The sequence below is a fragment of the Bradyrhizobium sp. UFLA05-89 genome (assembly GCF_059803475.1).
The window spans coordinates 198,256-222,043 of sequence record NZ_JBANBA010000001.1; the positions used below are offsets into that span (position 1 = coordinate 198,256).

Annotated in this window: 23 protein-coding genes; 21 read left to right on the top strand and 2 right to left on the bottom strand. The window is 63.6% G+C overall.

Annotated elements, in window-relative coordinates:
- Positions 1 to 49 precede the first annotated feature (49 nt).
- Entirely contained in the window at positions 50 to 1,651 is a 1,602-nt protein-coding gene (locus SO139_RS00865) for an ABC transporter substrate-binding protein (RefSeq protein WP_474798128.1), read from the bottom strand.
- Positions 1,652 to 1,957: 306 nt separating this feature from the next.
- Here SO139_RS00865 and SO139_RS00870 point away from each other — a divergent pair, with 306 nt between their 5' ends.
- The 6 genes from SO139_RS00870 to SO139_RS00895 all read left to right on the top strand — a co-directional run bounded on the left by SO139_RS00870 (position 1,958) and on the right by SO139_RS00895 (position 9,708).
- Complete coding sequence (locus SO139_RS00870; protein ID WP_449383274.1) at positions 1,958 to 2,215, top strand: DUF6489 family protein; 258 nt, start codon at positions 1,958 to 1,960, stop codon at positions 2,213 to 2,215.
- Positions 2,215 to 3,018 (top strand): esterase/lipase family protein, encoded by an 804-nt coding sequence (locus SO139_RS00875; protein WP_449383273.1) that lies wholly within the window; start codon positions 2,215 to 2,217, stop codon positions 3,016 to 3,018. The genes SO139_RS00870 and SO139_RS00875 overlap by 1 nt, the downstream gene beginning before the upstream one ends.
- Positions 3,019 to 3,065: 47 nt before the next feature.
- Complete coding sequence (locus tag SO139_RS00880; RefSeq protein ID WP_449383272.1) at positions 3,066 to 4,616, top strand: WS/DGAT/MGAT family O-acyltransferase; 1,551 nt, start codon at positions 3,066 to 3,068, stop codon at positions 4,614 to 4,616.
- Between the two features lie 23 nt (positions 4,617 to 4,639).
- Positions 4,640 to 5,635 (top strand): alpha/beta fold hydrolase, encoded by a 996-nt coding sequence (locus SO139_RS00885; RefSeq protein ID WP_449383277.1) that lies wholly within the window; start codon positions 4,640 to 4,642, stop codon positions 5,633 to 5,635.
- 130 nt (positions 5,636 to 5,765) lie between these two features.
- Positions 5,766 to 9,002 carry a bifunctional cytochrome P450/NADPH--P450 reductase gene (locus tag SO139_RS00890; protein ID WP_498539537.1) on the top strand — a complete coding sequence of 1,079 codons (3,237 nt, stop codon included), beginning with the start codon at positions 5,766 to 5,768 and terminating at the stop codon, positions 9,000 to 9,002.
- Positions 9,003 to 9,033: 31 nt separating this feature from the next.
- A complete protein-coding gene (locus tag SO139_RS00895) occupies positions 9,034 to 9,708 on the top strand; it encodes a spermidine synthase (RefSeq protein ID WP_498539575.1) in 675 nt (224 codons plus the stop codon).
- On the opposite strand, the gene SO139_RS00900 is transcribed toward SO139_RS00895, so the two are convergent.
- Complete coding sequence (locus SO139_RS00900) at positions 9,705 to 10,625, bottom strand: alpha/beta fold hydrolase (protein ID WP_449383270.1); 921 nt, start codon at positions 10,623 to 10,625, stop codon at positions 9,705 to 9,707. The genes SO139_RS00895 and SO139_RS00900 overlap by 4 nt on opposite strands.
- A 168-nt stretch (positions 10,626 to 10,793) precedes the next feature.
- Here SO139_RS00900 and SO139_RS00905 point away from each other — a divergent pair, with 168 nt between their 5' ends.
- The 15 genes from SO139_RS00905 to SO139_RS00975 all read left to right on the top strand — a co-directional run bounded on the left by SO139_RS00905 (position 10,794) and on the right by SO139_RS00975 (position 23,766).
- Entirely contained in the window at positions 10,794 to 11,174 is a 381-nt protein-coding gene (locus SO139_RS00905) for a hypothetical protein (protein WP_449383269.1), read from the top strand.
- Positions 11,171 to 12,253: an alpha/beta fold hydrolase gene (locus SO139_RS00910; RefSeq protein WP_498539538.1), complete on the top strand. Its 1,083-nt coding sequence runs from the start codon at positions 11,171 to 11,173 to the stop codon at positions 12,251 to 12,253. The genes SO139_RS00905 and SO139_RS00910 overlap by 4 nt, the downstream gene beginning before the upstream one ends.
- Entirely contained in the window at positions 12,250 to 12,843 is a 594-nt protein-coding gene (locus tag SO139_RS00915; RefSeq protein WP_449383267.1) for a GNAT family N-acetyltransferase, read from the top strand. The genes SO139_RS00910 and SO139_RS00915 overlap by 4 nt, the downstream gene beginning before the upstream one ends.
- A 215-nt stretch (positions 12,844 to 13,058) precedes the next feature.
- Positions 13,059 to 13,514, top strand: a complete 456-nt coding sequence (locus SO139_RS00920; RefSeq protein ID WP_449383266.1) for a phasin — start codon at positions 13,059 to 13,061, stop codon at positions 13,512 to 13,514.
- Positions 13,515 to 13,681: 167 nt separating this feature from the next.
- Entirely contained in the window at positions 13,682 to 14,968 is a 1,287-nt protein-coding gene (locus SO139_RS00925; protein WP_449383265.1) for a DUF445 domain-containing protein, read from the top strand.
- Between the two features lie 186 nt (positions 14,969 to 15,154).
- Positions 15,155 to 15,925, top strand: coding sequence for an esterase/lipase family protein (locus tag SO139_RS00930; protein ID WP_498539539.1), 771 nt, complete (start codon positions 15,155 to 15,157; stop codon positions 15,923 to 15,925).
- A gap of 146 nt (positions 15,926 to 16,071) precedes the next feature.
- A complete protein-coding gene (paaX, locus tag SO139_RS00935; protein ID WP_449383263.1) occupies positions 16,072 to 16,938 on the top strand; it encodes a phenylacetic acid degradation operon negative regulatory protein PaaX in 867 nt (288 codons plus the stop codon).
- Between the two features lie 75 nt (positions 16,939 to 17,013).
- Positions 17,014 to 18,006 carry a 1,2-phenylacetyl-CoA epoxidase subunit PaaA gene (gene paaA, locus SO139_RS00940; protein WP_449383262.1) on the top strand — a complete coding sequence of 331 codons (993 nt, stop codon included), beginning with the start codon at positions 17,014 to 17,016 and terminating at the stop codon, positions 18,004 to 18,006.
- Positions 18,007 to 18,016: 10 nt separating this feature from the next.
- Entirely contained in the window at positions 18,017 to 18,304 is a 288-nt protein-coding gene (gene paaB, locus SO139_RS00945) for a 1,2-phenylacetyl-CoA epoxidase subunit PaaB (protein WP_092186062.1), read from the top strand.
- The gene (gene paaC, locus SO139_RS00950) at positions 18,304 to 19,080 is read left to right on the top strand and encodes a 1,2-phenylacetyl-CoA epoxidase subunit PaaC (protein ID WP_449383261.1); all 777 of its coding nucleotides are present in this window, start codon (positions 18,304 to 18,306) and stop codon (positions 19,078 to 19,080) included. Before paaB ends, paaC begins: the two co-directional genes overlap by 1 nt.
- Positions 19,074 to 19,577: a 1,2-phenylacetyl-CoA epoxidase subunit PaaD gene (gene paaD / locus SO139_RS00955; protein WP_449383260.1), complete on the top strand. Its 504-nt coding sequence runs from the start codon at positions 19,074 to 19,076 to the stop codon at positions 19,575 to 19,577. The genes paaC and paaD overlap by 7 nt, the downstream gene beginning before the upstream one ends.
- Positions 19,578 to 19,708: 131 nt before the next feature.
- Positions 19,709 to 20,791: a 1,2-phenylacetyl-CoA epoxidase subunit PaaE gene (paaE, locus tag SO139_RS00960; protein ID WP_498539540.1), complete on the top strand. Its 1,083-nt coding sequence runs from the start codon at positions 19,709 to 19,711 to the stop codon at positions 20,789 to 20,791.
- A 102-nt stretch (positions 20,792 to 20,893) separates the two neighbouring features.
- The gene (gene paaI, locus SO139_RS00965) at positions 20,894 to 21,343 is read left to right on the top strand and encodes a hydroxyphenylacetyl-CoA thioesterase PaaI (RefSeq protein WP_449383258.1); all 450 of its coding nucleotides are present in this window, start codon (positions 20,894 to 20,896) and stop codon (positions 21,341 to 21,343) included.
- Positions 21,344 to 21,378: 35 nt separating this feature from the next.
- Positions 21,379 to 22,710 (top strand): phenylacetate--CoA ligase PaaK, encoded by a 1,332-nt coding sequence (gene paaK / locus SO139_RS00970; protein WP_449383257.1) that lies wholly within the window; start codon positions 21,379 to 21,381, stop codon positions 22,708 to 22,710.
- A 51-nt stretch (positions 22,711 to 22,761) separates the two neighbouring features.
- The gene (locus tag SO139_RS00975; protein WP_449383256.1) at positions 22,762 to 23,766 is read left to right on the top strand and encodes a quinone oxidoreductase family protein; all 1,005 of its coding nucleotides are present in this window, start codon (positions 22,762 to 22,764) and stop codon (positions 23,764 to 23,766) included.
- Positions 23,767 to 23,788: the final 22 nt, after the last annotated feature.

Genomic DNA, 23,788 nt, shown 5'->3' on the forward strand with positions numbered 1-23,788 from the left:
GGCAAGTCCCGGAAGCCGAGGCTTCCGGGACTTCACAACTCGTCGACACTTACTCTTCCTGCTTGGTGGCCCAGTAGAGCAGGACCTGGTTGTCCGCGCGCTGAACCAGTTTCACCTTCTTCGATACGCCCCAGGCCAACGCCTGCTGATGCAGCGGGATATAGGCGTAGTCCTTGTTGGCGATCTCGAAGGCCTGTTTGATCAGTTGATTGCGCTTGTTCATGTCAGGCTCGACCAGAATCTGGTCCGTGAGTGCGTCGACCTGCTTGTTGCAGTAGCCGCCGAGATTGGCTTCGCCGCGGTTGGGATCCTTCGGATCGTCGCGACAGCCCATGATGTCGTGCAGCACGTTCTGGGAGTCCATCGTGGCCGGCGTCCAGCCCAGCATGAAGAAGGAGGTCTTGTAGCCGCCGGGCTTCAGCACCTTGGCGAAATACTGCGCCTTGGGCTGCGCCAGCAGGCTCACCTTGACACCGATGCGGGCAAGCATGCCGACCACGGCCTGACAGATCGCGGCGTCATTGACGTAGCGGTCGTTCGGGCAGTCCATCGTGACCTCGAAGCCATCGGGATAGCCCGCCTCGGTCAAGAGCTTCTTGGCGCCATCGAGATCGAATTTCGGCCGCGTGAACTCCTTCGACAGGGGATAGAGCTCCGGGGCGACCATCAGGGCGGACGGGGTCGAAAGCCCGCGCATGACGCGATTCTTGATCAGCTCGACGTCGATCGCCTTGTAGAAGGCCTCGCGGACGCGGATGTCCTTGAACGGGTTCTTGCCCTTGACGTTCGAGAACAGCAGCTCATCGCGCGACTCATCCATGCCGATGAAGATCGTGCGCAGTTCCGGCCCGGACAGCACCGTCGCATTGGGGCTCGCATTGACGCGCTGGATGTCCTGGATCGGAACCGGTTCGATCACGTCGACCTCACCCGACAACAGTGCCGCAACGCGCGTTGCGTCCGACGCGATCGGCGTGAACACGATCTCCTTGAGATTATGTTCCGGCTTCTTCCAGTAGTTCGGATTGGCCTTGAAAACGGTCTTTACGCCGGGCTGATGGCTCTCGATCGTGAAGGGGCCTGTGCCGTTCTCATGCAGCGAGGCGTAGCTCGGGGTCGTGGCGGCGACCGGCGTCGGTGCCACCGCATTGTTCGCCTCGGCCCATTTCTTGTCCATGATGTACCAGACGTCCCACTGCCCGTGGAGGATGGGGTTTGGCGAGCTGAGGACGAAATCGACGGTGTAGTCGTCGACCTTGACGACTTTGGCGTCGGCGGGGAGACGGTTCTGCAAGTTCGAGCCCGGGGCGCGCACCCGGTCGGCGGAGAACACCACGTCATCAGCGGTGAAGGGATCGCCATTGTGGAATTTCACACCCTTGCGCAAATGGAAGCGCCAGCGGGTCGGCTCCGGTATTTCCCAGCTTTCGGCCAAGGCCGGGATGATCTTCAGGTCCTTGTCCCGCTCGACGAGACCCTCATAGACATGGCCGAGATGGGCGTGGGTGGTGCTTTCATTCAGCGTGTAGGGATCAAGCGATTTCAGCTCGCCTTGGTTGGCGTAGCGCAGTGTCTGGCTGATGGCCGGTGAGACCGCCAACGCAAGCGCCGAGGCAAGCGTCATCGCTAAAAGACCCTGACGTACCGACATTCTTGACCCTCTCCACTCTGCCGTGCCGTGATTTTTGATTGTTCGGCCGGTTGATGAATCCATGTTGCCCAGAGTTTTTGCACCGTGCAAGCGCCATTCCAGCAAGGAACGCGCCAACTTGCGCCGCTGTGCAGCAATGCTGACCGATAGTCCGACAGATCGCCCGCCGGCGACATTCGACTTTTGATTGACCATATTGACTGATTGCGGGATGGGCCATGTGGCGCCCGCATCAGGTCGCTTGCGTCGCACCACAACTCGCGGTGATACTGCGGCAGGGCCGCCCGAATCCGATCAGGAGGGGACATGAAGGTTAACATCGAAATTGACTGCACCCCTCTCGAGGCCCGCCAGTTCTTCGGGTTGCCCGACGTGGGGCCGATGCAGACGGCGGTGATGGACAAGTTGCAGCAGCAGGTGCTGAGCAACATCGAAAAGGTCTCGCCGGAATCGCTGATCCAGAGCTGGTTCACCTTCGATCCGAAGATCGCCGAGCAGTTTCAGAACATGTTCGTGACGATGGCCGGTCTCGGTGCCCCGCGCAGCAGCGACAAGAAGAAATAATGCCGGCCGGGCAGGACGGAGCAGAGGTGCCGCCCCGGCTTCGTCCGCCGGGCCTCGGGCTCCTGCTCGCGGAGGCGCGCGGCCTGTTCGAATTCAACGCCAGCCTGTTCCTGTCGCCGCTTCTGATGCAGGCGCCAAAGGGCGACGGCCATCCGGTGCTGGCACTGCCGGGCTTTCTCGCCAGCGACCTCTCGATGGCGCCGATGCGCCGCTATCTACGCGAACTCGGCTATGACGCCCAGGCCTGGCGCATGGGCCGCAATCTCGGCGGGCTGGCGCGCGTCCGGGACTCGCTTCGTGTCCGCCTGGCGGAAATTCATGCCGCGACCGGGCGCAAGGTAAGCCTCGTCGGATGGAGCCTTGGCGGCGTCTATGCCCGCGACCTCGCGCTGCAGGCGCCCGAGATGGTCCGCTATGTCGTCACGCTCGGCAGCCCCTTCGCCAATGACGTGCGGGCGACCAATGCGACGCGGCTCTACGAGACGCTGTCGGGCGAACGGGTCGAGGACTTTTCCGAGCTGCGCGAGGCCATCGCCGGCGACCTGCCGGTGCCGAGCAGCTCGATCTTTTCGCGCAGCGACGGGATCGTGCACTGGCAAACCTGCCAGTGCCGGCCCTGCGAGCGTGCCGAGAACATCGAGGTCTATTTCGCCAGCCACATCGGGCTCGGCGTCAACCCCGCAGCGCTCTGGGCCGTGGCCGATCGGCTGGCGCAACCGGAAGGGGAGTTCTGGCCATTCGACCGGGCGGCAGGCCCGTTTGCCATTGCATATGCCCCGCCGGCCCCTACAGTGTCGGCCTGACAAGAAGCGCCGGTAAGGCGCCTGTCCAATGTAAGTCGGAGGGAACTATGGGTGACGGTAAGAAGCTGTCGTCGCTGGATGCGTCGTTTCTCTATCTCGAAACGCCGGAGATGCCGATGCATGTCGGCAGCATGGCGATCTTTCGCCTGCCTGACGACTACAAGGGCGACTTCTTCGAAGACTTTAAGGCGATGATCGCCTCGCGGTTGCACATCGCGCCGATCCTGAAAGCACGCCTCGAAAAGGCGCCGCTCGACATCGACCATCCCTCCTGGGTCGAGGACGACCAGTTCGACATCGACCGTCACATCTTCCGCGCCAGCCTGCCGGCGCCGCGCGACCGCGCCACCCTCGAGCGCATCGTCGGCTGGATGCATGCCAAGCTGTTGAACCGCGCCCGTCCGCTCTGGGAGTTCTACGTGTTCGAGGGCATGAAGGACAACGAGGTCGGTCTCTATTCCAAGATGCACCATGCCGCCATCGACGGCGGCGCCGGCGCGGCCTTGACCAACATGATCTACGACATCTCGCCGATCCCGCGGACGGTCGATCCGCCGGTGGGCGGTGCGAAGCCCGGCCAGGAGCCGCGCGACATCGCCGCCAATCTGCTCGATTCCTACCAGCAACTCTTCACCCAGCCGCTCGAGGCCTCGCAAGCCGCCAAGAACCTGCAACTGCCGCGCACGGGCAAGAGCGATATCGGCTCGATCCTATTCGACAATGCGATGTACCAGATCGAAAGCGCGGTGCGCTTTGCCGGTAACATTCCGACTGTGCTCAAGAGCGTCTCCGACGTGCTCGGCAAGATATCCGATCCGAACTCGCGCGAAAGCCTTGCCAGCATGGTCTCGCCACCGACCATGCTCAACAAGTCGATCTCTTCCGAGCGCAGCTTTGCCGGCGTCTCGATCCCGCTCTCGCGTGCCAAGGCGCTCGCCAAGCAGGCCGGCGGCAAGCTCAATGACGTGGTGCTCGCACTCGCCTCCGGCGTGGTGCGGCGCTATCTCCAGCAATACGGCACGCTGCCCGCGAAATCGCTCACCGCGGCGGTGCCGATCTCGCTCCGCGAGGAGGGCAATACCGAGGCCAACAATCAGGTGTTCGGCATGATCTGCTCGATCGCCACCAATGTCGACGATCCCAAGGGACGGCTTGAGGCGATCATCGCACAGTCGACCAAGGCCAAGGAGATGTCGCATCCACTGCGCGCGCTGATGCCGCAGGTCTCCAACATCTCGATGCTTGGCGCGCCGATGATGACGCAGATCCTGGCGCTGCTCTACAGCCGCTCGAACCTGTCGGACGTGCTGCCGCCGGCCGCCAACATCACCGTCTCCAACGTGCCGGGGCCGCGGCAGACGCTCTATGCCGCGGGTGCCGAGCTGCTGCACATCTATCCGGTGTCGATCTCCACCCACGGGCAGGCGCTCAACATCACCGTGCAGAGCTATCGCGACCAGCTCGATTTCGGCTTCATTGTCGGCGCCAACATCATCCCGCATGTGCAGGTGATGTGCGACATGCTGCCGGAAGAGTTTGCCGCGCTGGAAGCGGCCTACGCGCCGCCTGCGACCGACGTCAAGGGCGCCGCCGAGTAGGAAAGTTTGCCAGGAAGCCCATGATGATTGAAATGCCGCCGCTCAAGTTCGTGCAGACGAACGGAATTCGCATGGGCTATTACGAGGCGGGCCCGAAGAGCGACAAGCCGCCGATGGTGCTGTGCCACGGCTGGCCGGAGCTCGCCTTCTCCTGGCGTCACCAGATCAAGGCGCTGAGCGAGGCCGGCATCCGCGTGATCGCGCCGGACCAGCGCGGCTATGGCGCGACCGATCGGCCGGAGCCGGTCGAGGACTACGACATGGAACACCTGACCGGCGATCTCGTCGGTCTGCTCGACTATCTCGAGATCGACAAGGCGATCTTCGTCGGCCACGACTGGGGCGGCTTCATCGTCTGGCAGATGCCGCTGCGCCACCTTTCGCGGGTCGCCGGCGTCGTCGGCGTGAACACGCCGCATTGGGACCGTGCGCCGGCCGATCCGATCGAGCTGTTCCGCAAGCGGTTCGGCGATCAGATGTACATCGTGCAGTTCCAGGACCCGGCGCGCGAGCCGGACAGGATTTTTGGCAGCCGCGTCGAGCAGACCTTCGATGCCTTCATGCGCAAGCCGCTGCCACGGCCGGACGCGAAGCCGACCGAGCCGCCCGTTGCAGGGGTCGGAGCGTCGTCGAAAACCAACCTCGCGTTTCCGCAGATGATTGCGGCCTACGATGCAAAATTCGATGCGCGCACGCCGATCCTGTCGGCCGAGGAGAAGAAGGTGTTCGTCGATGCCTTCACCAAGACCGGCTTCACCGGCGGCATCAACTGGTACCGCAACTTTACCCGCAACTGGCAGAACTCCAAGGAGCTGGATCATCACGTGCGCGTGCCGTCGCTGATGATCATGGCCGAGAACGACGCGGTGCTGCCGCCCTCGGCGGCAGACGGCATGGAGAGGCTGGTGCCGGATCTCGAAAAATATCTGGTGCGGGATAGCGGCCATTGGACGCAGCAGGAAAAGCCGGAAGAGGTCAGCGCCAAGCTGATCGAATGGCGTAGAAGGCGGTTTGGGTGACGACGCGGTCATCGGTGTGAGTTGAGCTGTCGTTCCGGGGCGGTCCGAAGGACCGAACCCGGAACCTCGAGATTCCGGGTTCGATGCTGCGCATCGCCCCGGAATGACGCAATTGGGGGAAGCGCACTTAATGTCATCCAAGAACCGTCTGGACCCGATCCCGCATCCGCCGACCAAACCGGTGGTCGGCAACATGCTGTCGCTGGATTCGGCTGCACCCGTGCAGCATCTGACGCGTCTCGCCAAGGAGCTAGGTCCGATCTTCTGGCTCGACATGATGGGGGCGCCGATCGTCATCGTCTCAGGCCATGACCTCGTCGACGAGCTCTCGGACGAGAAGCGCTTCGACAAGGTGGTGCGCGGCGCGCTGCGCCGGGTGCGCGCCGTCGGTGGCGATGGTCTCTTCACGGCCGACACCAACGAACCGAACTGGAGCAAGGCCCACAACATCCTGCTCCAGCCGTTCGGCAACCGGGCCATGCAATCCTATCACCCGAGCATGGTCGATATCGCAGAGCAGCTCGTCAAGAAATGGGAGCGGCTCAACGCGGACGACGAGATCGACGTCGTCCACGACATGACCGCGCTGACGCTGGATACGATCGGTCTGTGCGGCTTCGACTACCGCTTCAATTCCTTCTACCGGCGCGACTACCATCCCTTCGTCGAGTCGCTGGTGCGCTCGCTCGAGACCATCATGATGACCCGCGGCCTGCCGTTCGAGCAGCTCTGGATGCAGAAGCGGCGGAAGACGCTTGCCGAGGACGTGGCCTTCATGAACAAGATGGTCGATGAGATCATCGCCGAACGGCGCAAAAGCGCGGAAGGCTCGGACGACAAGAAGGACATGCTCGCGGCCATGATGACCGGCGTCGACCGCTCGACCGGCCAGCAGCTCGACGACGTCAACATCCGCTACCAGATCAATACGTTCCTGATCGCGGGACACGAGACCACCAGCGGTCTGTTGTCCTACACCATCTACGCGCTGCTCAAGCACCCGGACATTCTCAAGAAAGCCTATGACGAGGTCGACCGCGTCTTCGGTCCCGACGTCAATGCCAGGCCGACCTATCAGCAGGTCACGCAGCTCACCTACATCACGCAGGTTTTGAAGGAGGCGCTGCGGCTGTGGCCGCCCGCGCCCGCCTACGGCATCTCGCCGCTGAAGGACGAGACCATCGGTGGAGGCAAGTACAAGCTGAAGAAGGGCACCTTCACCACAATCCTGGTGACCGCGCTGCATCGCGATCCCAGCATCTGGGGACCCAACCCCGATGCGTTCGATCCCGAGAACTTCAGCCGCGAGGCGGAAGCCAAGCGTCCCGTCAATGCCTGGAAGCCGTTCGGCAACGGCCAGCGCGCCTGCATCGGTCGGGGCTTTGCCATGCACGAGGCCGCACTTGCGCTCGGCATGATCCTCCAGCGCTTTAGGCTGATCGACCACCAGCGTTACCAGATGCACCTGAAGGAAACGCTGACCATCAAGCCGGAAGGCTTCAAGATCAAGGTCCATGCGCGCGCCGATCGCGAACGCGCCGCCTATTCCGGCGCTGCGACAGCGACCACGAGTGCCGGTGCGGCTGTACCACGCGCCACCACGCGCCCCGGGCACAACACGCCGCTGCTGGTGCTCTATGGCTCCAATCTCGGCACGGCTGAAGAGCTGGCGATGCGCGTTGCCGATCTTGCTCAGGTCAACGGCTTTGCCAGCAAGCTCGCACCGCTGGACGATTACGCCGGCAAGCTGCCGGAGGAGGGCGGTGTGCTGATCTTCTGCGCCTCCTACAACGGCGCGCCGCCGGACAATGCCACGCAGTTCGTCAAATGGCTCCATGGCGAGATGCCGAAGGACGCGCTCTCAAAAGTGAGCTACGCCGTATTCGGTTGCGGCAACAGCGACTGGGCCGCCACCTATCAATCCGTGCCGCGCTTCATCGACGAGCAACTGGCTGCGCATGGCGCGCGCAGCCTCTATGCGCGCGGCGAGGGTGATGCGCGGAGCGATCTCGATGGCCAGTTTGAGACATGGTTCGCCGCCGCCGCGCCCGCGGCCGTGAAGGAGTGGGGGCTGACGGCGGACTTCCGCCGCAACGCCGACGATGAGCCGCTCTACAAGGTCGAGCCGGTCGCACCAGGTGCGGTCAACGCGATCGCTGCGCTCGGCGGCACGGCGGCGATGAAAGTCCTGGTCAACCACGAGCTTCAGAGCAAGAGCGGTCCCAACCCGTCCGAGCGCTCGACTCGCCATATCGAGGTGCAGTTGCCGCAAGGCGTGAGCTACCGCGTCGGTGATCATCTCAGCGTGGTGCCGCGCAACGATCCGGCACTGGTTGACGCCGTGGCGCGCCGCTTCGGCTTCCTGCCGGCCGACCAGATCAAGCTCGCGGTGGCTGAAGGTCGCCGCGCGCAATTGCCGGTCGGCGAGAGCGTGTCCGTCGGTCAGCTCCTCACCGATTTCGTCGAGCTCCAGCAGGTCGCGACGCGCAAGCAGATCCAGATCATGTCGGAGCACACGCGCTGCCCGGTGACCAAGCCGAAGCTGCTTGCCTGCGTCGGAGACGACGCGGAGGCTGGCGAGCGCTACCGTGCCGAGATCCTGGCCAAGCGCAAATCGGTATTCGATCTCTTGGTCGAGCATCCGGCCTGCGAGCTGCCGTTCCATGTCTATCTCGAAATGCTCTCGCTGCTGGCGCCGCGCTATTACTCGATCTCGTCCTCGCCGTCGGTCGATACTGCGCGATGCAGCGTCACCGTCGGCGTGGTCGGCGGGCCGGCTGCTTCAGGTCGCGGCATCTACAAGGGCATCTGCTCGAATTATCTCAGCGATCGCCGCGCCGGCGACACGATCTACGCCACGGTGCGTGAGACCAAGGCAGGGTTCCGTCTGCCGGATGATTCGTCAGTGCCGATCATCATGATCGGCCCCGGCACGGGGCTTGCGCCGTTCCGCGGTTTCCTCCAGGAGCGCGCCGCGCGAAAAGCCAAGGGTGCGGCGCTGGGGCCGGCAATGCTGTTCTTCGGCTGCCGCCACCCCGACCAGGATTTTCTTTATGCCGATGAATTGAAGGCATTGGCCGCGAGCGGCGTCACCGAGCTGTTCACTGCATTCTCGCGTGCCGAGGGGCCGAAAACCTATGTGCAGCACGTGCTGGCCGCGCAGAAGGACAAGGCGTGGGGCCTGATCGAGCAGGGCGCGATCGTCTATGTCTGCGGCGATGGCAGCAAGATGGAGCCCGACGTGAAGGCCGCACTGGTGGCCATCTATCGCGAGAAGAGTGGCAGCGACACTGCCGCTGGCGCGCGCTGGATCGAGGAGCTCGGCGCGAGGAACCGCTACGTGCTCGACGTCTGGGCGGGCGGATAGCCGCCGGCCTCGATCGTGCTAAACGTTGCGCATGATTCCCTGGGAAAAAATCGATACCACTCGGATTCCCGGCTCCGATGGCGAGCTTCGCCTGATGCGCCGCGGCAAAGAGTTCTCCATCATGCTCGGTACCAACGAGCTGATGAACAGCCGCCTGTCGGGCTCGGAGGCCGCACTCGCGACGCTTGCAGCCAAACAGATCGAGAAGGTAGCCAAACCCGTTGTCCTCATCGGCGGATTGGGGATGGGATTTACGCTACGTGCGGCGCTTGCCGTGCTCGGAAGCAAGGCGCGGATCGTGGTGGCCGAGCTGGTCCCTGCCGTGGTGGCATGGGCGCGAGGTCCGATGGCCGAGATTTTTGGCGACAGTCTCAACGACTCTCGCGTTGACATACGTGAAACAGATGTTGGGCAGTTGATCGAAGGGCATCCGCTCGGGTTCGATGCGATCCTGCTTGACGTCGACAATGGTCCGGAAGGTCTCACCCGCAAGGCCAATGACGCCTTGTACGATGTCGCGGGGTTGAAAAAAGCCCACACGGCGCTGCGGCGGGGCGGCGTGCTCGCCGTCTGGTCATCCGGGCCGCATGCGAAATTTTCACGCCATCTTCGCGCCGCGGGCTTCGAGGTCAACGAAGTCAACGTCCGCGCCACCGGAAAAGGCGGTGGCGCGCGCCATGTGATCTGGATCGCGGGGAAGGGTTAGGCCGCTTTCGCCGCGGCGCCATGGGCGTGCTTGGCGACTGCGTCGATGATTTGCGGCCAGAAGCGCATCGGCAATGCGTGCCCCATGCCGTCGATCATCAGAAGTGTTGCGTTGGGGATCGATGCTGCGGTGTCCTTGCCGCCTTCGGGGTGCACCAGCGGATCCACGGTACCGTGGATGACCAGCGTCGGCGTCTTCACGCCGTGCAAGCGCTCCTTGCGGCTGCCCGAGGCGAGCACGGCGCGAAGCTGCCGACCGACGCCGGCCGGATTGAGCCCGCGCGCGAATACGCGTTCCGCGCGGCCGGGATCGAGCGCCTCTTCCTCCGGAAAATGGCCTGCGCGCAGCACTTTCCAGGTCTGGCCGTAGCGGACGATGAATTCCTCCTTGCTGCGCGGCGGCGGTGCCATCAGCATGGCAGCCGCCTCGCGGGTCGGCGGCGGCACGCGGGGATTGCCCGTCGTCGACATGATCGAGGTGAGCGAGCGCACGCGTTGCGGAAACGACAGCGTGATCTCCTGCGCGATCATGCCACCCATCGAGGCGCCAACGACATGTGCCGACTTGATCCCGAGCGCATCCATCAGGCCGACCGTGTCCCTGGCCATGTCGATCAGCTTGTAGGTTGCGGCCACCGGAATCTTCAGGAGGCGCAGCTTCAACAGCTCGAACGGCGTCAGCCGCTTGCCGCCGGTCAGATGGCTGGACTTGCCGATGTCGCGATTGTCGAAGCGGATCACGCGAAAGCCACGTGCGGCGAGCTGTTCGCAGAACGCGTCGTCCCAGTGGATCATCTGGGCCCCTAACCCCATGATCAGCAGCAGAGGTTCGGCGTTGTCGTTGCCGAAAATCTCGTAGCAGATGTCGATGCCGTTGGTGCGGACGGTCTGCGGCGGCTGATGAGCGGAAGCATTCACGGGCGTGTTCCCCCTTGCTGGCGACCAACGTTGTATCGCACGGTTTGTCGCTGCAAAGAAGCCGCGTGCGCGACAACAGGCCGCCGCTCGTGGGTTGACCCGCCCGTCACAACGGTGTGGTATGGCGGGAAAAGAAGGGCAACACAGCCCTCGACCTGGAGGACGCCGATGACCGACAAGATCAATGATCCGGTCGCCTTGTGGCAGAAGATGATTGGCGAGATGGAGAAAGGCTTCAACTCGTTCGCCACCAAAGCGATGGAGACGCCCGAATTCTCGCAGGCCATGAACCGGGCCGGCGGCGCTGCTGCGGGTGCTCAGAAGCAATTCGGCGATCTCATGGAGAAATACCTTCTCTCGATGAATCTGCCGAGCCGCGAGCAGATGACCGGCATCGCTGAACGGCTGCAATCCATCGAAAGCCAGCTCGCCGAGATCAGGTCGATGCTGAGCCAGATGTCGGCTGCATCAGGCACGACGCAGTCGGGCGGCGCACCGCGGCCGCCGCGCACCAAGCGTCCGCCATCCGAAAGCGGAGAGCAAAAATGAATGCGCCGACGGGACTTGATTTCGCGGAGATCCCGGAGCGCATCCAGTCCGAGGTGCAGCGCGCCATCATGCGCAGCATCAAGGGCGTCGAATATTTCTCGACCTCAGGTCCCACCCTCGGTTCGACTCCGAAGGACGTGCTGCATTCGCGCGGCACGATGAGCCTCTATCACTACCGCCCGATGTCGGACGAAATCTACCGCGTGCCGGTGCTGATCGTGATGGCCACCACCAACCGCGGGTACATCCTCGATCTCGTGCCGGGCCAGAGCTTCATCGAGTTTCTGCTCAAACGCGGCTACGACGTCTACATGCTCGACTGGACCGCGCCGCGGCCGGAGGAGAAGAGCCTGGCGATGGAGGACTACGTCCTCGACTTCATCCCCGATTGCATCCGCCGCGTGCAGCAGGATTCCGGCGAGCAGGACGTCTCCATCATTGGCTATTGCTTCGGCGGCGTCCTTTCGCTGCTCTACGGCTCGATTGTGAACGACGGGCCGATGAAGAATCTGATCTGCTTCACCACGCCCATCGATTTCCGCGAGATGAAGCTGTTCTCAAATTTCTCCGACCGCCGCTATTTCGACGTCGATCGTCTCGTCGACAGCGTCGGCAATGTACCGCCGGAGATGATCCTGTCCTCCTTCGAGTTGCTTCGCCCGGCCTCGCGCGCGGTAAGCCAGATCCAACTCTGGGAGAACATCTGGAACGACGAGTTCGTCAAGTCCTACCGGATGTTCGACCGCTGGGCGACCGACACGCTGCCGCTCGCCGGCGAATATTTCCGCGCCATCACCAAGGACCTGATGTGGGACAACAAGCTCTTCAACGACACCATGTCGGTCGGGGGACGCGCGGCAAAGCTGGAAAACATCAAGGTGCCGATCCTGCACGCGGTCGCCGAGCACGATCACATCGTGCCGTATGACGCCGCAAAGCACCTGATCACGAGGATCGGGTCCGAGGACAAGGAAGAGGTGATGCTGAAGGGCGGCCACGTCTCGCTCGTCGCGGGTGCCAACGCGATCAAGCGGCTATGGCCGAAGCTGGACTCCTGGCTGGGGAAGAGGTCGACATGAGTGAAGCCCGTTCCTATCCGCGTTACGTCAAGACGGATGCTGGAGACGTCGAGATCCGCCTGATGTCCCCGGCGGATGAAGCCGCCGTGCTCGCCTTCGGCAAGGCGCTGCCAACGCATGATCTCCTGTTCTTGCCGCGCAACATCAGCGAGCCGAAGGTGCTCTCGGCCTGGGTCAAGGAGATCGAGCGCGGTGCGATTCAAAGCCTGCTGGCGGTGAGGGGTGGCACGGTCGTCGGCTGCGGCACGCTGGTACGTGACCCCCATTCCTGGTCGCCCCATGTCGGCGAGATCCGGATGGTGGTGTCATCAGACGTGCGCGGGAAGGGAGTTGGACGGGCAGTGTCGCAGGAGACGTTTGCGCTCGCGCTCGGTGCCGGCCTTGAAAAGCTCTCGGTCCAGATGACGGTCGACCAGCAGGCAGCGATCGCGCTGTTCGAGAGCCTTGGCTTCAAGGCCGAAGCGCTGCTGCGCGACCATGTCCGGGATATCGAAGGCAAGACCCACGACATCGTCGTGCTCGGGCACAACATCGCGCAGGTCCAGGCCCAGATGGAGGCATACGGGCTGCCAGGCGCCGTCCGGCATTAGAATCCGGCAATCAGACCCAGTTTGGATGCAACGGATCCCGAAATGGCTAGGGAGGCATCACAATGCCTTCCGTTGAGGCTGTTCACGATCTCGTGATATCGCAGTGCAATATGGATATTGCATCGCACAATTAACTATGCCATATAAGCCGTGCCCCGGGCCAATCCGGACGGGGTGAGCCCATAGCTCAAACAATTGAGGATGGAGAGACCCCCATGACGACCGAAACCAACACCGCTTTCGAGGGCTTCAAGGACGCGTTCAAGAACATCCAGAACCTGGAAGTTCCCGAGGCTGCCCGCGAATTCGTCAAGAAGACTGCCAACACCGCCAAGGATCGTGCTGCCGAGGTTTTCGCTGGCTCCGAGCGGGTGACCGCCGCCATCGAGAACGCGGCTGCTGACTCCATCACCGAGGCCGGCAAGATCAGCCGCAACATCCAGCAGGCGATCTACGAGGACGCAGAGGCGTTCTTCTCCGGCATCGACAAGCTCGCTTCGGCCAAGTCGGTCAGCGAAGCCGTCGAGATCCAGTCCAGCCTGCTCCGTGCCCGCGGCGAAGCGTTCGTCTCGCGCGCCAAGGCGACCACCGACTATCTCGGCAAGCTCGCCGCCAATGGCGCGAAGTCCGCTCAGGACAATTTCGCGAAGGTCTACAACAAGACCGCCTAAGTGCGTTGAGTTCAGCAATTGAGTTTTTAAGGCCCGCTTCGGCGGGCCTTGTTTTTTGGACGACTGTCATTGCGGGGAGTGAAGCGACGAAGCAATCCAGAGTCTTTCCGCGCGAAGATTCTGGATTGCTTCGCTTCGCTCGCAATGACGGGTACTGTGATCCAGTCATGACCACATCCGGCACCTTCTCCTTCGATGTCCCCGGCGACGCCGAGCGCGCAGCCGAGCTGCGGCGCGTGAAGGCGCTGGCGACGTTCGTGCTGGCCTCGACGCTCGCGCTGTTCGTGGTCGCGAAATGGCTGCTCAACGTGCACCCCGTATTCGGCTTCATCGCGGCGTTTGCGGAAGCCGCGACCATCGGCGGGCTCGCCGACTGGTACGCCGTTGTGGCGCTGTTCAAGCGGCCGCTGGGCCTGCCGATCCCGCATACCGCGATCATCCAGAGCAATCAGGCCCGCATCGCCGACAAGCTCGGCGAATTCATCCAGCTGCATTTCCTCGAGGCGGGTCCGGTCGAGGCGAAGCTGAAGGAAATCGACTTCGGCTCCTTCATTGCCGACTGGCTGCGCGATCGCAAGCGCAGCGACGATCTCGCGCGCTTTGCGCTGCGGCTGTTGCCGGAGGCTTTCTCCGCAACGGAGAGCTCGGGCCTGATGACCTTCATCATCCGCCGCATGTCCTCGCAACTGCAGGCCATCGACCTCGCGCCGCTTGCGGCCGGGACGTTGCGCGGCTTCGTGGCGGAGGGGCGACACCAGGTCCTGTTCGACGATCTCCTGCGCGTCATGCACGACACGCTGACGGGCAAGGAGACCATGGCGATGATCCGCGAGAAGGTGCGCGCGGAGCTGCCGACTTTGCTCACGCTATACCGTGCCGACAAGTTTTTGGTGAACAAGATCGTGGCCTCAGCCAGCGCCTTCTTCGAGGAGGTGCGCAGCGATCCCAAGCATCCGTTCCGCGGCGAGTTCGACCGCATGGTGCTGACCTTCGTCGACCGGCTCGGCACCGACCAGACGTATATCGACCGCATCGACGGTCTGAAGCGGGATCTCCTGGCGCGGCCCGAGCTTGCTGACCTTGCGCGCACAGTGTGGGCCAACACGCGCGCCTTCATCGAACGCAGTGCCTCCGGCGAGACGCAAGTGCTCCAGCATCATCTTGCAGGCATGTTCGTCGCGGCCGGAGAGGCGCTCGCGGGCGATGCGGAGCTGCGCGGCGAGATCAACAAAGGCCTGGTCACGGTGCTGCGCAGCTTCATCGCCGACCAGAAGAGCGGCGTCTCGACCTTCATCTCCGACCAGGTCAAGTCGTGGAATATGACGCAGTTGATTTCGCTGATCGAAATCAACATCGGCCGCGACCTGCAATACATCCGCTTCAACGGCTCGATGATCGGCGGGCTGGCGGGTCTTGCGCTCTACTCCGTAGAATTCCTGCTTCGATTGCTGTGACTTTTGCGTCACGACCGTTAGCATTAACGCGCGGGCCTATTGTCGCTCCCGATTTCCCCGGCTTGAATGTCGGGAACCGGCCGCCTAGTTGATTCATGTTGCGCTGCGGAACGATCAAGAAGCCGGCGTCTTGGAATTCATGCCCATTGACCGGCACCGCGGCCGGCGCCTTCAGAGGAAATAGTGATGACCGCTACTGCCCAGACGCTGCGTCCGCCGTCCCGCACCCTGATGTTTCTGGAGGGCCGGGCGATCCACGAGCTCGGCGCCTTCCTCGGCGCGCTACCGCTCCTAAGCCTCGCGGCGCGTGGCGACGGCCGTCCGGTGCTGGTGCTGCCCGGCCTCGTCGCATCCGACGCCTCGACGCGTCCTCTGCGTTCCTTCCTGAAGGGCAAGGGCTATGCGGTGAGCGGCTGGCGCCAGGGCCGCAACTATGGCCTGCGCCCGGGCGTGCAGCATGCGATGGTCGATCTGGTCCAGGAGCTCAGCGACACCCATGGTCGCAAGATCAGCCTGGTCGGCTGGAGCCTGGGCGGCCTCTATGCGCGCCAGCTTGCCAAGATGATGCCGGAGCGCGTACGCCAGGTGATCACGCTCGGCAGTCCCTTTGCGGGCGATCCGCGCTCGACCAATGCCTGGCGCGTCTATGAATGGGCGAGCGGTCGCAAAGCCGACGAGGTCGATCCGCGTTTCGGCGGCGACCTCGCCGTTCCGCCGCCGGTGCCGACCACCGCCATCTTCAGCCGTACCGACGGCGTCTGCGCCTGGCAGGGCTGCATGGAGAAGACGGGCGCTGAGAGCGAGAGCATCGAGGTCGAGAGCAGCCATTGCGGCATGGGGCACCATCCTGCGGCGGTCTACGCGGTGGCTGATCGTCTGGCGCAGAAAGAGGGCCAGTGGCAGCCCTTCGATCGCGGCGGCTGGCGCAGCCTGGTCTACCCGGATCCGCATCGCTGAGCGGGCCTGCATGGTTCGAGACGCGCGGCTTTGCCGCGCTCCTCACCATGAGGGTTGAGATCGAATCTCTAACGGTAGCTGTTCGACCTCATCCTGAGGATCGAGCCCAGCTTTGGCATTAGCGCAAATCGCGCTATGCCTGACGCATGGCGCATCCGCTTTCCCGCATCATCGACCAGCTCAAGCGCGAGCCGTCGCGCACCGGCTCCATCGTCATCACCGTGTTCGGCGATGCCATCGTGCCGCGCGGCGGTTCGGTGTGGCTCGGCACGTTGCTCGAATTTTTTGAAGGTCTCGACATCGACAGCGGCGTCGTCCGCACTGCGATGTCGCGGCTTGCCGCCGACGGCTGGTTGACGCGCGAGAAAGTCGGCCGCAATAGTTTCTATCGCCTCGCTGAAAAAGGCCGCCAGACCTTCGAGGCCGCGACGCGCCACATCTACGATCCGCCGCCATCCGACTGGACCGGCCGCTTCGAACTGCTGCTGATCGCCAATGGCGAGGACCGCGACGCCTCGCGTGAAGCGCTGCGCAATGCCGGCTTTGGCAGCCCGTTGCCCGGCGTATGGGTTGCGCCATCGGGCGTGGCGGTGCCTGACGAGGCTGCCGGCGCGATCCGCCTCGAGGTCTCGGCCGAGGATGACAGCGGCCGCCGCCTGCTCCGCGCGAGCTGGCCGCTTGATCGTACGGCCGATGCCTATCTCAGATTCATGAAGATGTTCGAGCCGTTGCGCGCCGCGATTGCGCGCGGCACTGACCTCGCCGACGCCGACGCTTTCACCGCGCGCATCCTGCTGATCCACTACTACCGCCGCGTCGTGCTGCGCGATCCACTCCTGCCAGGTGAATTGTTGCCGGCGGACTGGCCGGGCAGGGCGGCTCGCGAGCTCTGTGCTGAGATCTATCGCGCACTGCTCGCCCCGTCGGAACAATGGCTTGATGGTCATGGAACCAATGAAAAGGGGTCATTGCCGGCCGCCCGGAAGCTCCTGGAAAGGAGATTCGAGGTTTGAGTTTATGTTACAGAAATATCTTGCATGATCTAATTTCTGTTATATCTTGCCTCCCAATAAATCGGGAGGATGCGCATGTACACCCAGGCGCTGAATACGGCCGAGGCCGATGATCGCGGCCTCGAGGATGCCGCCAAGGCTGCACAGTTCCAGGCGCGCGTCGATGCCGAGGAGCGCATCGAGCCGAACGACTGGATGCCGGCGGCCTATCGCAAGACGCTCACCCGTCAGATCTCCCAGCACGCTCATTCCGAAATCGTCGGCATGCTGCCCGAGGGCAATTGGATCACCCGCGCGCCGACGCTGCGCCGCAAGGCGGCGCTGCTTGCGAAAGTGCAGGACGAATGTGGCCACGGGCTCTATCTCTATGCCGCCGCCGAGACGCTCGGCTCCTCGCGCGAGGAGCTCGTCGATGCGATGCTCGCCGGCAAGGCCAAGTATTCCTCGATCTTCAACTATCCGACGCTGACCTGGGCCGATATCGGTACCATCGGCTGGCTGGTTGACGGCGCCGCGATCATGAATCAGATCCCGCTATGCCGCTGCTCCTATGGCCCCTACGCCCGCGCGATGATCCGCGTCTGCAAGGAAGAGTCCTTCCACCAGCGCCAGGGCTACGAGATCATGCTGACGCTGTGCCGCGGCTCGGATGAGCAGAAGGCGATGGCGCAGGACGCATTGAATCGCTGGTGGTGGCCGGTGCTGATGATGTTCGGCCCGCCCGATGCCGCGAGCCAGCACAGCGATGCCTCGACGAAATGGAAGATCAAGCGCTTCTCCAATGACGAGCTGCGCCAGAAGTTCGTCGATGCGACCGTGCCGCAGGCGCAGTATCTCGGCCTTACCATTCCCGACCCCGGCATGACGCAGGATGACGACGGGCACTGGCGCTACAGCGAGATCGACTGGACCGAATTCAAGCAGGTGCTCGCCGGCAACGGCCCCTGCAACCGCGACCGCATCGCCGCGCGCCGCAAGGCGCATGACGAGGGCGCCTGGGTGCGCGAGGCAGCAGCTAGCTATGCAGCCAAGCGCCTGCATCGCCAGACCGCGCAAGCCGCCGAATAGGGAGATCACGATGACGACGCCGAACACGCCGCTGTGGGAAGTCTTCATCCGCAGCCGCAACGGTCTTGCGCACAAGCATGTCGGCTCGCTGCATGCGAGCGACGCCACCATGGCCTTGCAAGCCGCGCGCGACATCTACACCCGTCGCGGCGAAGGTTTGTCGATCTGGGTCGTGCCGTCCACTGCCATTACGGCGAGTGATCCCGCCGAGAAGGGCATGATGTTCGAGCCGGCGGAATCCAAGATCTACCGGCACCCGACGTTTTACGAGGTGCCGGAAGAAGTGGGGCACATGTGATGCCCGTCGCCAACATCCAGGTCTCCGAGACGCCGCTGGTGCTCTACGCCCTGCGCCGCGCCGATGATGCGTTGATCCTCGGGCATCGGCTGTCGGAATGGTGCGGACACGCGCCGATGCTGGAAGAGGACATGGCACTCTCCAACATCGCGCTCGACCTCATCGGCCACGCCCGCGAGGTCTACACCTATGCGGCCAAGGTCGAAGGCAAAAGCAATGACGAGGACAAGCTCGCCTACCTGCGTGATGTCAGGCAGTACCGCAACCTGCTGCTGGTCGAGCAGCCGAACGGTGACTTCGCCCAGACTCTGGTGCGGCAGTTCTTCTATTCCGCTTTCGCAGATCTCTATTGGCGGGCGATGATGAATTCGTGCGATGCGACGCTCGCTGCGATTGCCGCCAAGTCCGAGAAGGAAAGCGCCTATCATTTGCGCCATGCCTCGGAATGGATCATCCGCCTCGGCGACGGAACCGAGGAGAGCCACGCGCGTGCGCAAGGAGCGATCGATCACCTCTGGGCCTTCACCGGCGAGATGTTTGCCGTCGACGAAGGCGAGCGCGGCCTGATCGATGCCGGCATCGCGATCGATCCGGCGACGTTGCGCGATCGCTGGCTGACGACGCTCTCCGATGTCGTCCGCGAGGCGACACTCACGCTACCGCAAAACAGCTGGATGCAGCAGGGTGGCCGCGTGGGCCGACACAGCGAGCATCTCGGCCATCTCCTCAGCGAGTTGCAGTCGATGCAGCGGACCTTCCCGGGGCTGACATGGTGACGGCTCTCGACAGCGAGAGCGATCTGCGCCAGCGCGCATGGAACGCTGCGGCAACCGTGGTCGATCCGGAGATCCCGGTGCTGACCATTGCCGATCTCGGCGTGCTGCGGGATGTTGTCGTTGACGGTGATCGCGTCGAGGTCGCGATCACGCCGACCTATTCGGGCTGCCCGGCGATGAACATGATCGCGCTCGAAATCGAGCTGGCGCTGGAGCGCGCCGGTTTCGCGCGGCCCAAGGTGCGCACGGTCTTGTCGCCGGCCTGGACCACCGACTGGATGAGCGAGGACGGCCGCCAGAAACTCCGCGCCTATGGCATCGCGCCGCCGCAGGCCTCGAGCTCGCGTCGTGCGCTGTTCGGCGAGCAAGCCGTCGCATGTCCGCAATGCGGCTCTGTGCATACCGAGCTGTTGTCCGAATTCGGCTCGACCTCCTGCAAGGCGCTCTGGCGCTGCAAGTCCTGCCGCGAACCGTTCGATTATTTCAAGTGCCATTGAGAAACGCACAATGCCAGCCCATCGTCATTGCGAGCGAAGCAATCCAGACTGTCTCCTCGGAGGGATTCTGGATTGCGTCGTCGCTTCGCTCCCCGCAATGACGGCGGTGGGCCAAATCTAGGGTGTCCACGGTGTCCGCAGCCGCACCACGTTTTCATCGCCTCACCGTCAACGACCTCCGTCGCGAAGCCTCGGACGCCGTGTCGATGACCTTCGTCATTCCGCGCGAGCTCGCGGGCGACTATACTTTCACGCCCGGTCAGTATCTGACGCTCCGCACCATGCTCGACGGTGAGGAGGTGCGCCGCTCCTATTCGATCTGCTCGGGTCCTGACGACGGTGAGCTTCGCATCGCCGTGAAGAAAGTCGACGGTGGCGCGTTTTCGAATTGGGCCGCGGACGAATTGAAGTGCGGCGACGAGCTCGACGTGATGACGCCGACCGGGCGCTTCGGTGCGATCCCGCAAGGCGACGCCGCGCGCGTCCATGTCGGCTTTGCCGCGGGGTCTGGCATCACGCCGATCCTCTCGATCGTGAAAGGCGTGCTGGCGCGCGAACCCAGGAGCCGCTTCTTCCTGTTCTACGGCAACCGCGCGACCGACAACATCATGTTCCTGGAGGCGCTCGAGGAACTCAAGGACCGGTTCATCGATCGGCTCTCGATCTTCCACGTCATCTCCGGCGAGGAGCAGGATATCCCGATCCTGCATGGCCGGCTCGACGGCGAGAAGGTGAGGGTGCTGCTGCGCTCGCTCGTACCGGCCGCGAGCGTCGATCACGTCTTCGTCTGCGGCCCCCTTGGCATGAGCGAGGAGATCGAGGCGACCTGCCGCGACCTCGGCATTGCGGACGATCGCATCCACGTCGAGCGCTTCGTGTCCGAGTTCGGCGGCAAGCCGCGTCCGAAGAAGGAGGTCGCAGTCGATGCGCCGCCCAAGGCCGTCGCGTCGCTGATCATCGACGGCAAGCGCCGCGATGTTCCGGTCGCCGAGGACGAAGCCATCCTCGATGCCGCACTGCGCGCCGGCGTCGATCTGCCGTTTGCCTGCAAGGGCGGCATGTGCTCGACCTGCCGCGCCAAGCTGGTCGAGGGCGAGGCGCCGATGGACATCAACTATTCGCTGGAGCCTTGGGAGCTGAAGGCGGGCTTCGTCCTGACTTGCCAGGCAAAACCCTCGTCGGAGCGGGTCGTGGTCGACTACGACCATGTCTAAGAAGGTGCATCAGAACCTGATGGTGCAAATGCGTCGCATTATTTGACAGTCTTGAGCGATCGGCAGAACATCGCACCCAAAAATAACAAGTGGGAGACGCGAGTGAACGTCAAAGCAGCCCTGTCACCGGAAGACGTCGCCCGCGCCTGCGCCGATGCGATGTGGGCGGAGGACGATGCCTCGCAAGGTCTCGGCATGGAGGTCGTCGAGATCGGCCCGGGCTTTGCGACGCTGGCGATGACGGTGCGGCCGGACATGGTCAACGGCCAGCGCATCGCCCATGGCGGCTTCATCTTCACGCTCGCGGATTCCGCCTTCGCGTTCGCCTGCAACTCGCACAATGAACGCGTAGTCGCGGCGCAAGGTCAGATCACATTCATCCGGCCGGGCAAGCTCGGTGATCGCCTCATTGCAAGAGCGCGCGAGGTCACCCGCAGCGGCCGCTCCGGCATCTATGACGTGCGCGTCACCGCCGGCGAGGCCGTCATCGCCGAATTCCGCGGGCATTCGCGTGTCATTCCCGGCACGTGGCTGCCACCGCAGGATCAGTGAACACAAAAACAAATAAATGATGTGGGGAAACGAGGATGGCTCTGACCAGGCTGAAGGCAGGTGGCAACGCCTATAGCGCCGAGATGGACGCGCACGAGCGCGCATCGCGCGACGAGATCATGGCGTTGCAGACGCAGCGACTGGCCTGGTCGCTGAAGCACGCCTACGACAACGTCGCGCATTATCGCAAAGCCTTCGACCAGGCCGGCGTGCATCCGTCTGATTTCAAAGAGCTGTCCGATCTCGCAAAGTTTCCGTTCACGGTGAAGACGGATCTGCGCGACAACTATCCCTTCGACATGTTCGCGGTCCCCCGCGAAAAGCTGGTGCGCGTGCATGCCTCCTCCGGCACGACGGGCAAGCCGATCGTCGTCGGCTATACGAGAGCGGATATCGACACATGGTCAGAGGTGATGGCGCGCTCGATCCGCGCTGCCGGCGGCCGTACCGGCATGATCATCCACAACGCCTATGGCTATGGCCTCTTCACTGGCGGCCTCGGCGTTCATTACGGCGCGGAAAAGCTTGGCTGCACGGTGGTGCCGATCTCCGGCGGCATGACCGAACGGCAAGTGCAGCTCATCAACGATTTCCGACCCGACATCATCACGGTGACGCCGAGCTACATCCTGGCGATCCTCGATGAGTTCAAGCGCCAGAAGCTCGATCCGCGCCAATGCTCGCTCAAGGTCGGCATTTTTGGCGCCGAGCCCTGGACCAACGCAATGCGCGGCGAGATCGAAGAGGCCTTCGACATGGATGCGACCGACATCTATGGCCTCTCCGAAGTGATCGGTCCGGGCGTCGCGCAGGAATGCATCGAGACCAAGGACGGTCTGCACATCTGGGAGGATCACTTCTACCCAGAAGTGATCGATCCCGAGACCGGCGCTGTGCTGCCGGACGGCGAGAGGGGCGAGCTGGTGTTCACCTCCCTCACCAAGGAGGCCTTCCCGGTGATACGCTATCGCACCCGCGACCTGACACGACTGTTGCCGGGCACGGCTCGTCCCGGAATGCGGCGGATGGAGAAGGTGACCGGGCGGTCGGACGACATGATCATCCTGCGCGGCGTCAACCTGTTCCCGACCCAGATCGAGGAGGTGCTGCTCGCGACCGATTGGTGCGGTGGGCATTTCATCCTGGAACTGACCCGCGAGGGCCGGATGGATGAGCTGACCATCATCGCGGAGGCGCGTCCCGAGAGCTGGGACGGCCGCGGGCTCGTCGACCACGCCGAGCGGATATCGACCCACATCAAGAACACCATCGGCATCACCGCCAAGGTGCGGGCCGTCGCGCCGGCTACGCTGGAGCGGTCGCTGGGCAAGGCGAAGCGCCTCTACGACAAGCGGCCGAAGGATTGACTTGACCGGCCCCAAAGGCGACAAGGCCTGCGAGAAATCGTGGGTCTTTCGATGTCGGCAGCCGATAGCAAAACCGTCGAAGCGCGCTGCGTGCGCCTCAATGCCAAGGTCGAGAACGCAGCGGCGCTTGCACCTCGCGTCGAGCATCACACGCTCGCGCGTGGCGTCAACGATATCCTGATCGAAGTGAAAGCCGCCGCCGTCAATCCGTCCGACGTGAAGGCCGCGACCGGCTTGATGCCCTATGCCGTGTTCCCGCGCACGCCCGGCCGCGATTATGCCGGCGTGGTGGTCGATGGCCCGGCCGGCACCGTCGGCCGCGAGGTGTTCGGCTCATCCGGCGACCTCGGCATCCGCCGCGACGGCACCCACGCGACGCATCTCGTCGTCGGGCTCGAGGCGGTGGTGGAAAAGCCCGCGGCGTTGTCCTGGGAGGAAGCTGCTGGCATTGGCGTGCCCTTCGTCACCGCAATGGAAGGCTTTCGTCGCGCCGGCCTGCCGAAGCAGGGCGAGACCGTGCTGGTGATGGGCGTCAACGGCAAGGTCGGCCAGGCCGCCGTGCAGATCGCGACGTGGCAAGGCGCGCGCGTGATCGGCGTGGTGCGCAAGGCGGAAGCCTATGAAGGCCACAGGAACGCGCCCGTAGAGGTGATCGACGCCTCAGCCACTGATATCGCAGCGCGCGTGCGCGAAGTGACCGGCGGCAAGGGCGCCGATATCGTCTTCAACACGGTCGGCGATCCCTATTTCCAGGCCGCGCACAAGTCGCTGGCCCTGCGCGGTCGGCAGATCCTGATCGCGGCGATCGACCGTATCGTGCAGTTCAACATTCTGGAGTTTTATCGCGGCCAGCACACCTATGTCGGCATCGACACGCTCGGTCTGTCGTCGATCGCGACGGGAGCCGTGCTGCGCGATCTCGGTCCCGGCTTTGCCAGCGGGCATCTGAAGCCGTTCCCCATCAAGGAAGGCGCGATCTATGCGCTGGAGCACGCTAAGGAGGCCTATGTCGCTGTCGCGGGCTCCTCGCGCGATCGCGTGATCCTGAAGCCGTAACATGTCGTCGAAGCAACGACCC

What these genes read in the sequence shown, in the direction of transcription:
- SO139_RS00865 (WP_474798128.1), bottom strand. Translation starts at nt 1,651, where the DNA reads ATGTCGGTACGTCAGGGTCTTTTAGCGATGACGCTTGCCTCGGCGCTT.
- SO139_RS00870 (WP_449383274.1), top strand. Translation starts at nt 1,958, where the DNA reads ATGAAGGTTAACATCGAAATTGACTGCACCCCTCTCGAGGCCCGCCAG.
- SO139_RS00875 (WP_449383273.1), top strand. Translation starts at nt 2,215, where the DNA reads ATGCCGGCCGGGCAGGACGGAGCAGAGGTGCCGCCCCGGCTTCGTCCG.
- SO139_RS00880 (WP_449383272.1), top strand. Translation starts at nt 3,066, where the DNA reads ATGGGTGACGGTAAGAAGCTGTCGTCGCTGGATGCGTCGTTTCTCTAT.
- SO139_RS00885 (WP_449383277.1), top strand. Translation starts at nt 4,640, where the DNA reads ATGATTGAAATGCCGCCGCTCAAGTTCGTGCAGACGAACGGAATTCGC.
- SO139_RS00890 (WP_498539537.1), top strand. Translation starts at nt 5,766, where the DNA reads ATGTCATCCAAGAACCGTCTGGACCCGATCCCGCATCCGCCGACCAAA.
- SO139_RS00895 (WP_498539575.1), top strand. Translation starts at nt 9,034, where the DNA reads ATGATTCCCTGGGAAAAAATCGATACCACTCGGATTCCCGGCTCCGAT.
- SO139_RS00905 (WP_449383269.1), top strand. Translation starts at nt 10,794, where the DNA reads ATGACCGACAAGATCAATGATCCGGTCGCCTTGTGGCAGAAGATGATT.
- SO139_RS00910 (WP_498539538.1), top strand. Translation starts at nt 11,171, where the DNA reads ATGAATGCGCCGACGGGACTTGATTTCGCGGAGATCCCGGAGCGCATC.
- SO139_RS00915 (WP_449383267.1), top strand. Translation starts at nt 12,250, where the DNA reads ATGAGTGAAGCCCGTTCCTATCCGCGTTACGTCAAGACGGATGCTGGA.
- SO139_RS00920 (WP_449383266.1), top strand. Translation starts at nt 13,059, where the DNA reads ATGACGACCGAAACCAACACCGCTTTCGAGGGCTTCAAGGACGCGTTC.
- SO139_RS00925 (WP_449383265.1), top strand. Translation starts at nt 13,682, where the DNA reads ATGACCACATCCGGCACCTTCTCCTTCGATGTCCCCGGCGACGCCGAG.
- SO139_RS00930 (WP_498539539.1), top strand. Translation starts at nt 15,155, where the DNA reads ATGACCGCTACTGCCCAGACGCTGCGTCCGCCGTCCCGCACCCTGATG.
- paaX (WP_449383263.1), top strand. Translation starts at nt 16,072, where the DNA reads ATGGCGCATCCGCTTTCCCGCATCATCGACCAGCTCAAGCGCGAGCCG.
- paaA (WP_449383262.1), top strand. Translation starts at nt 17,014, where the DNA reads ATGTACACCCAGGCGCTGAATACGGCCGAGGCCGATGATCGCGGCCTC.
- paaB (WP_092186062.1), top strand. Translation starts at nt 18,017, where the DNA reads ATGACGACGCCGAACACGCCGCTGTGGGAAGTCTTCATCCGCAGCCGC.
- paaC (WP_449383261.1), top strand. Translation starts at nt 18,304, where the DNA reads ATGCCCGTCGCCAACATCCAGGTCTCCGAGACGCCGCTGGTGCTCTAC.
- paaD (WP_449383260.1), top strand. Translation starts at nt 19,074, where the DNA reads ATGGTGACGGCTCTCGACAGCGAGAGCGATCTGCGCCAGCGCGCATGG.
- paaK (WP_449383257.1), top strand. Translation starts at nt 21,379, where the DNA reads ATGGCTCTGACCAGGCTGAAGGCAGGTGGCAACGCCTATAGCGCCGAG.
- SO139_RS00975 (WP_449383256.1), top strand. Translation starts at nt 22,762, where the DNA reads ATGTCGGCAGCCGATAGCAAAACCGTCGAAGCGCGCTGCGTGCGCCTC.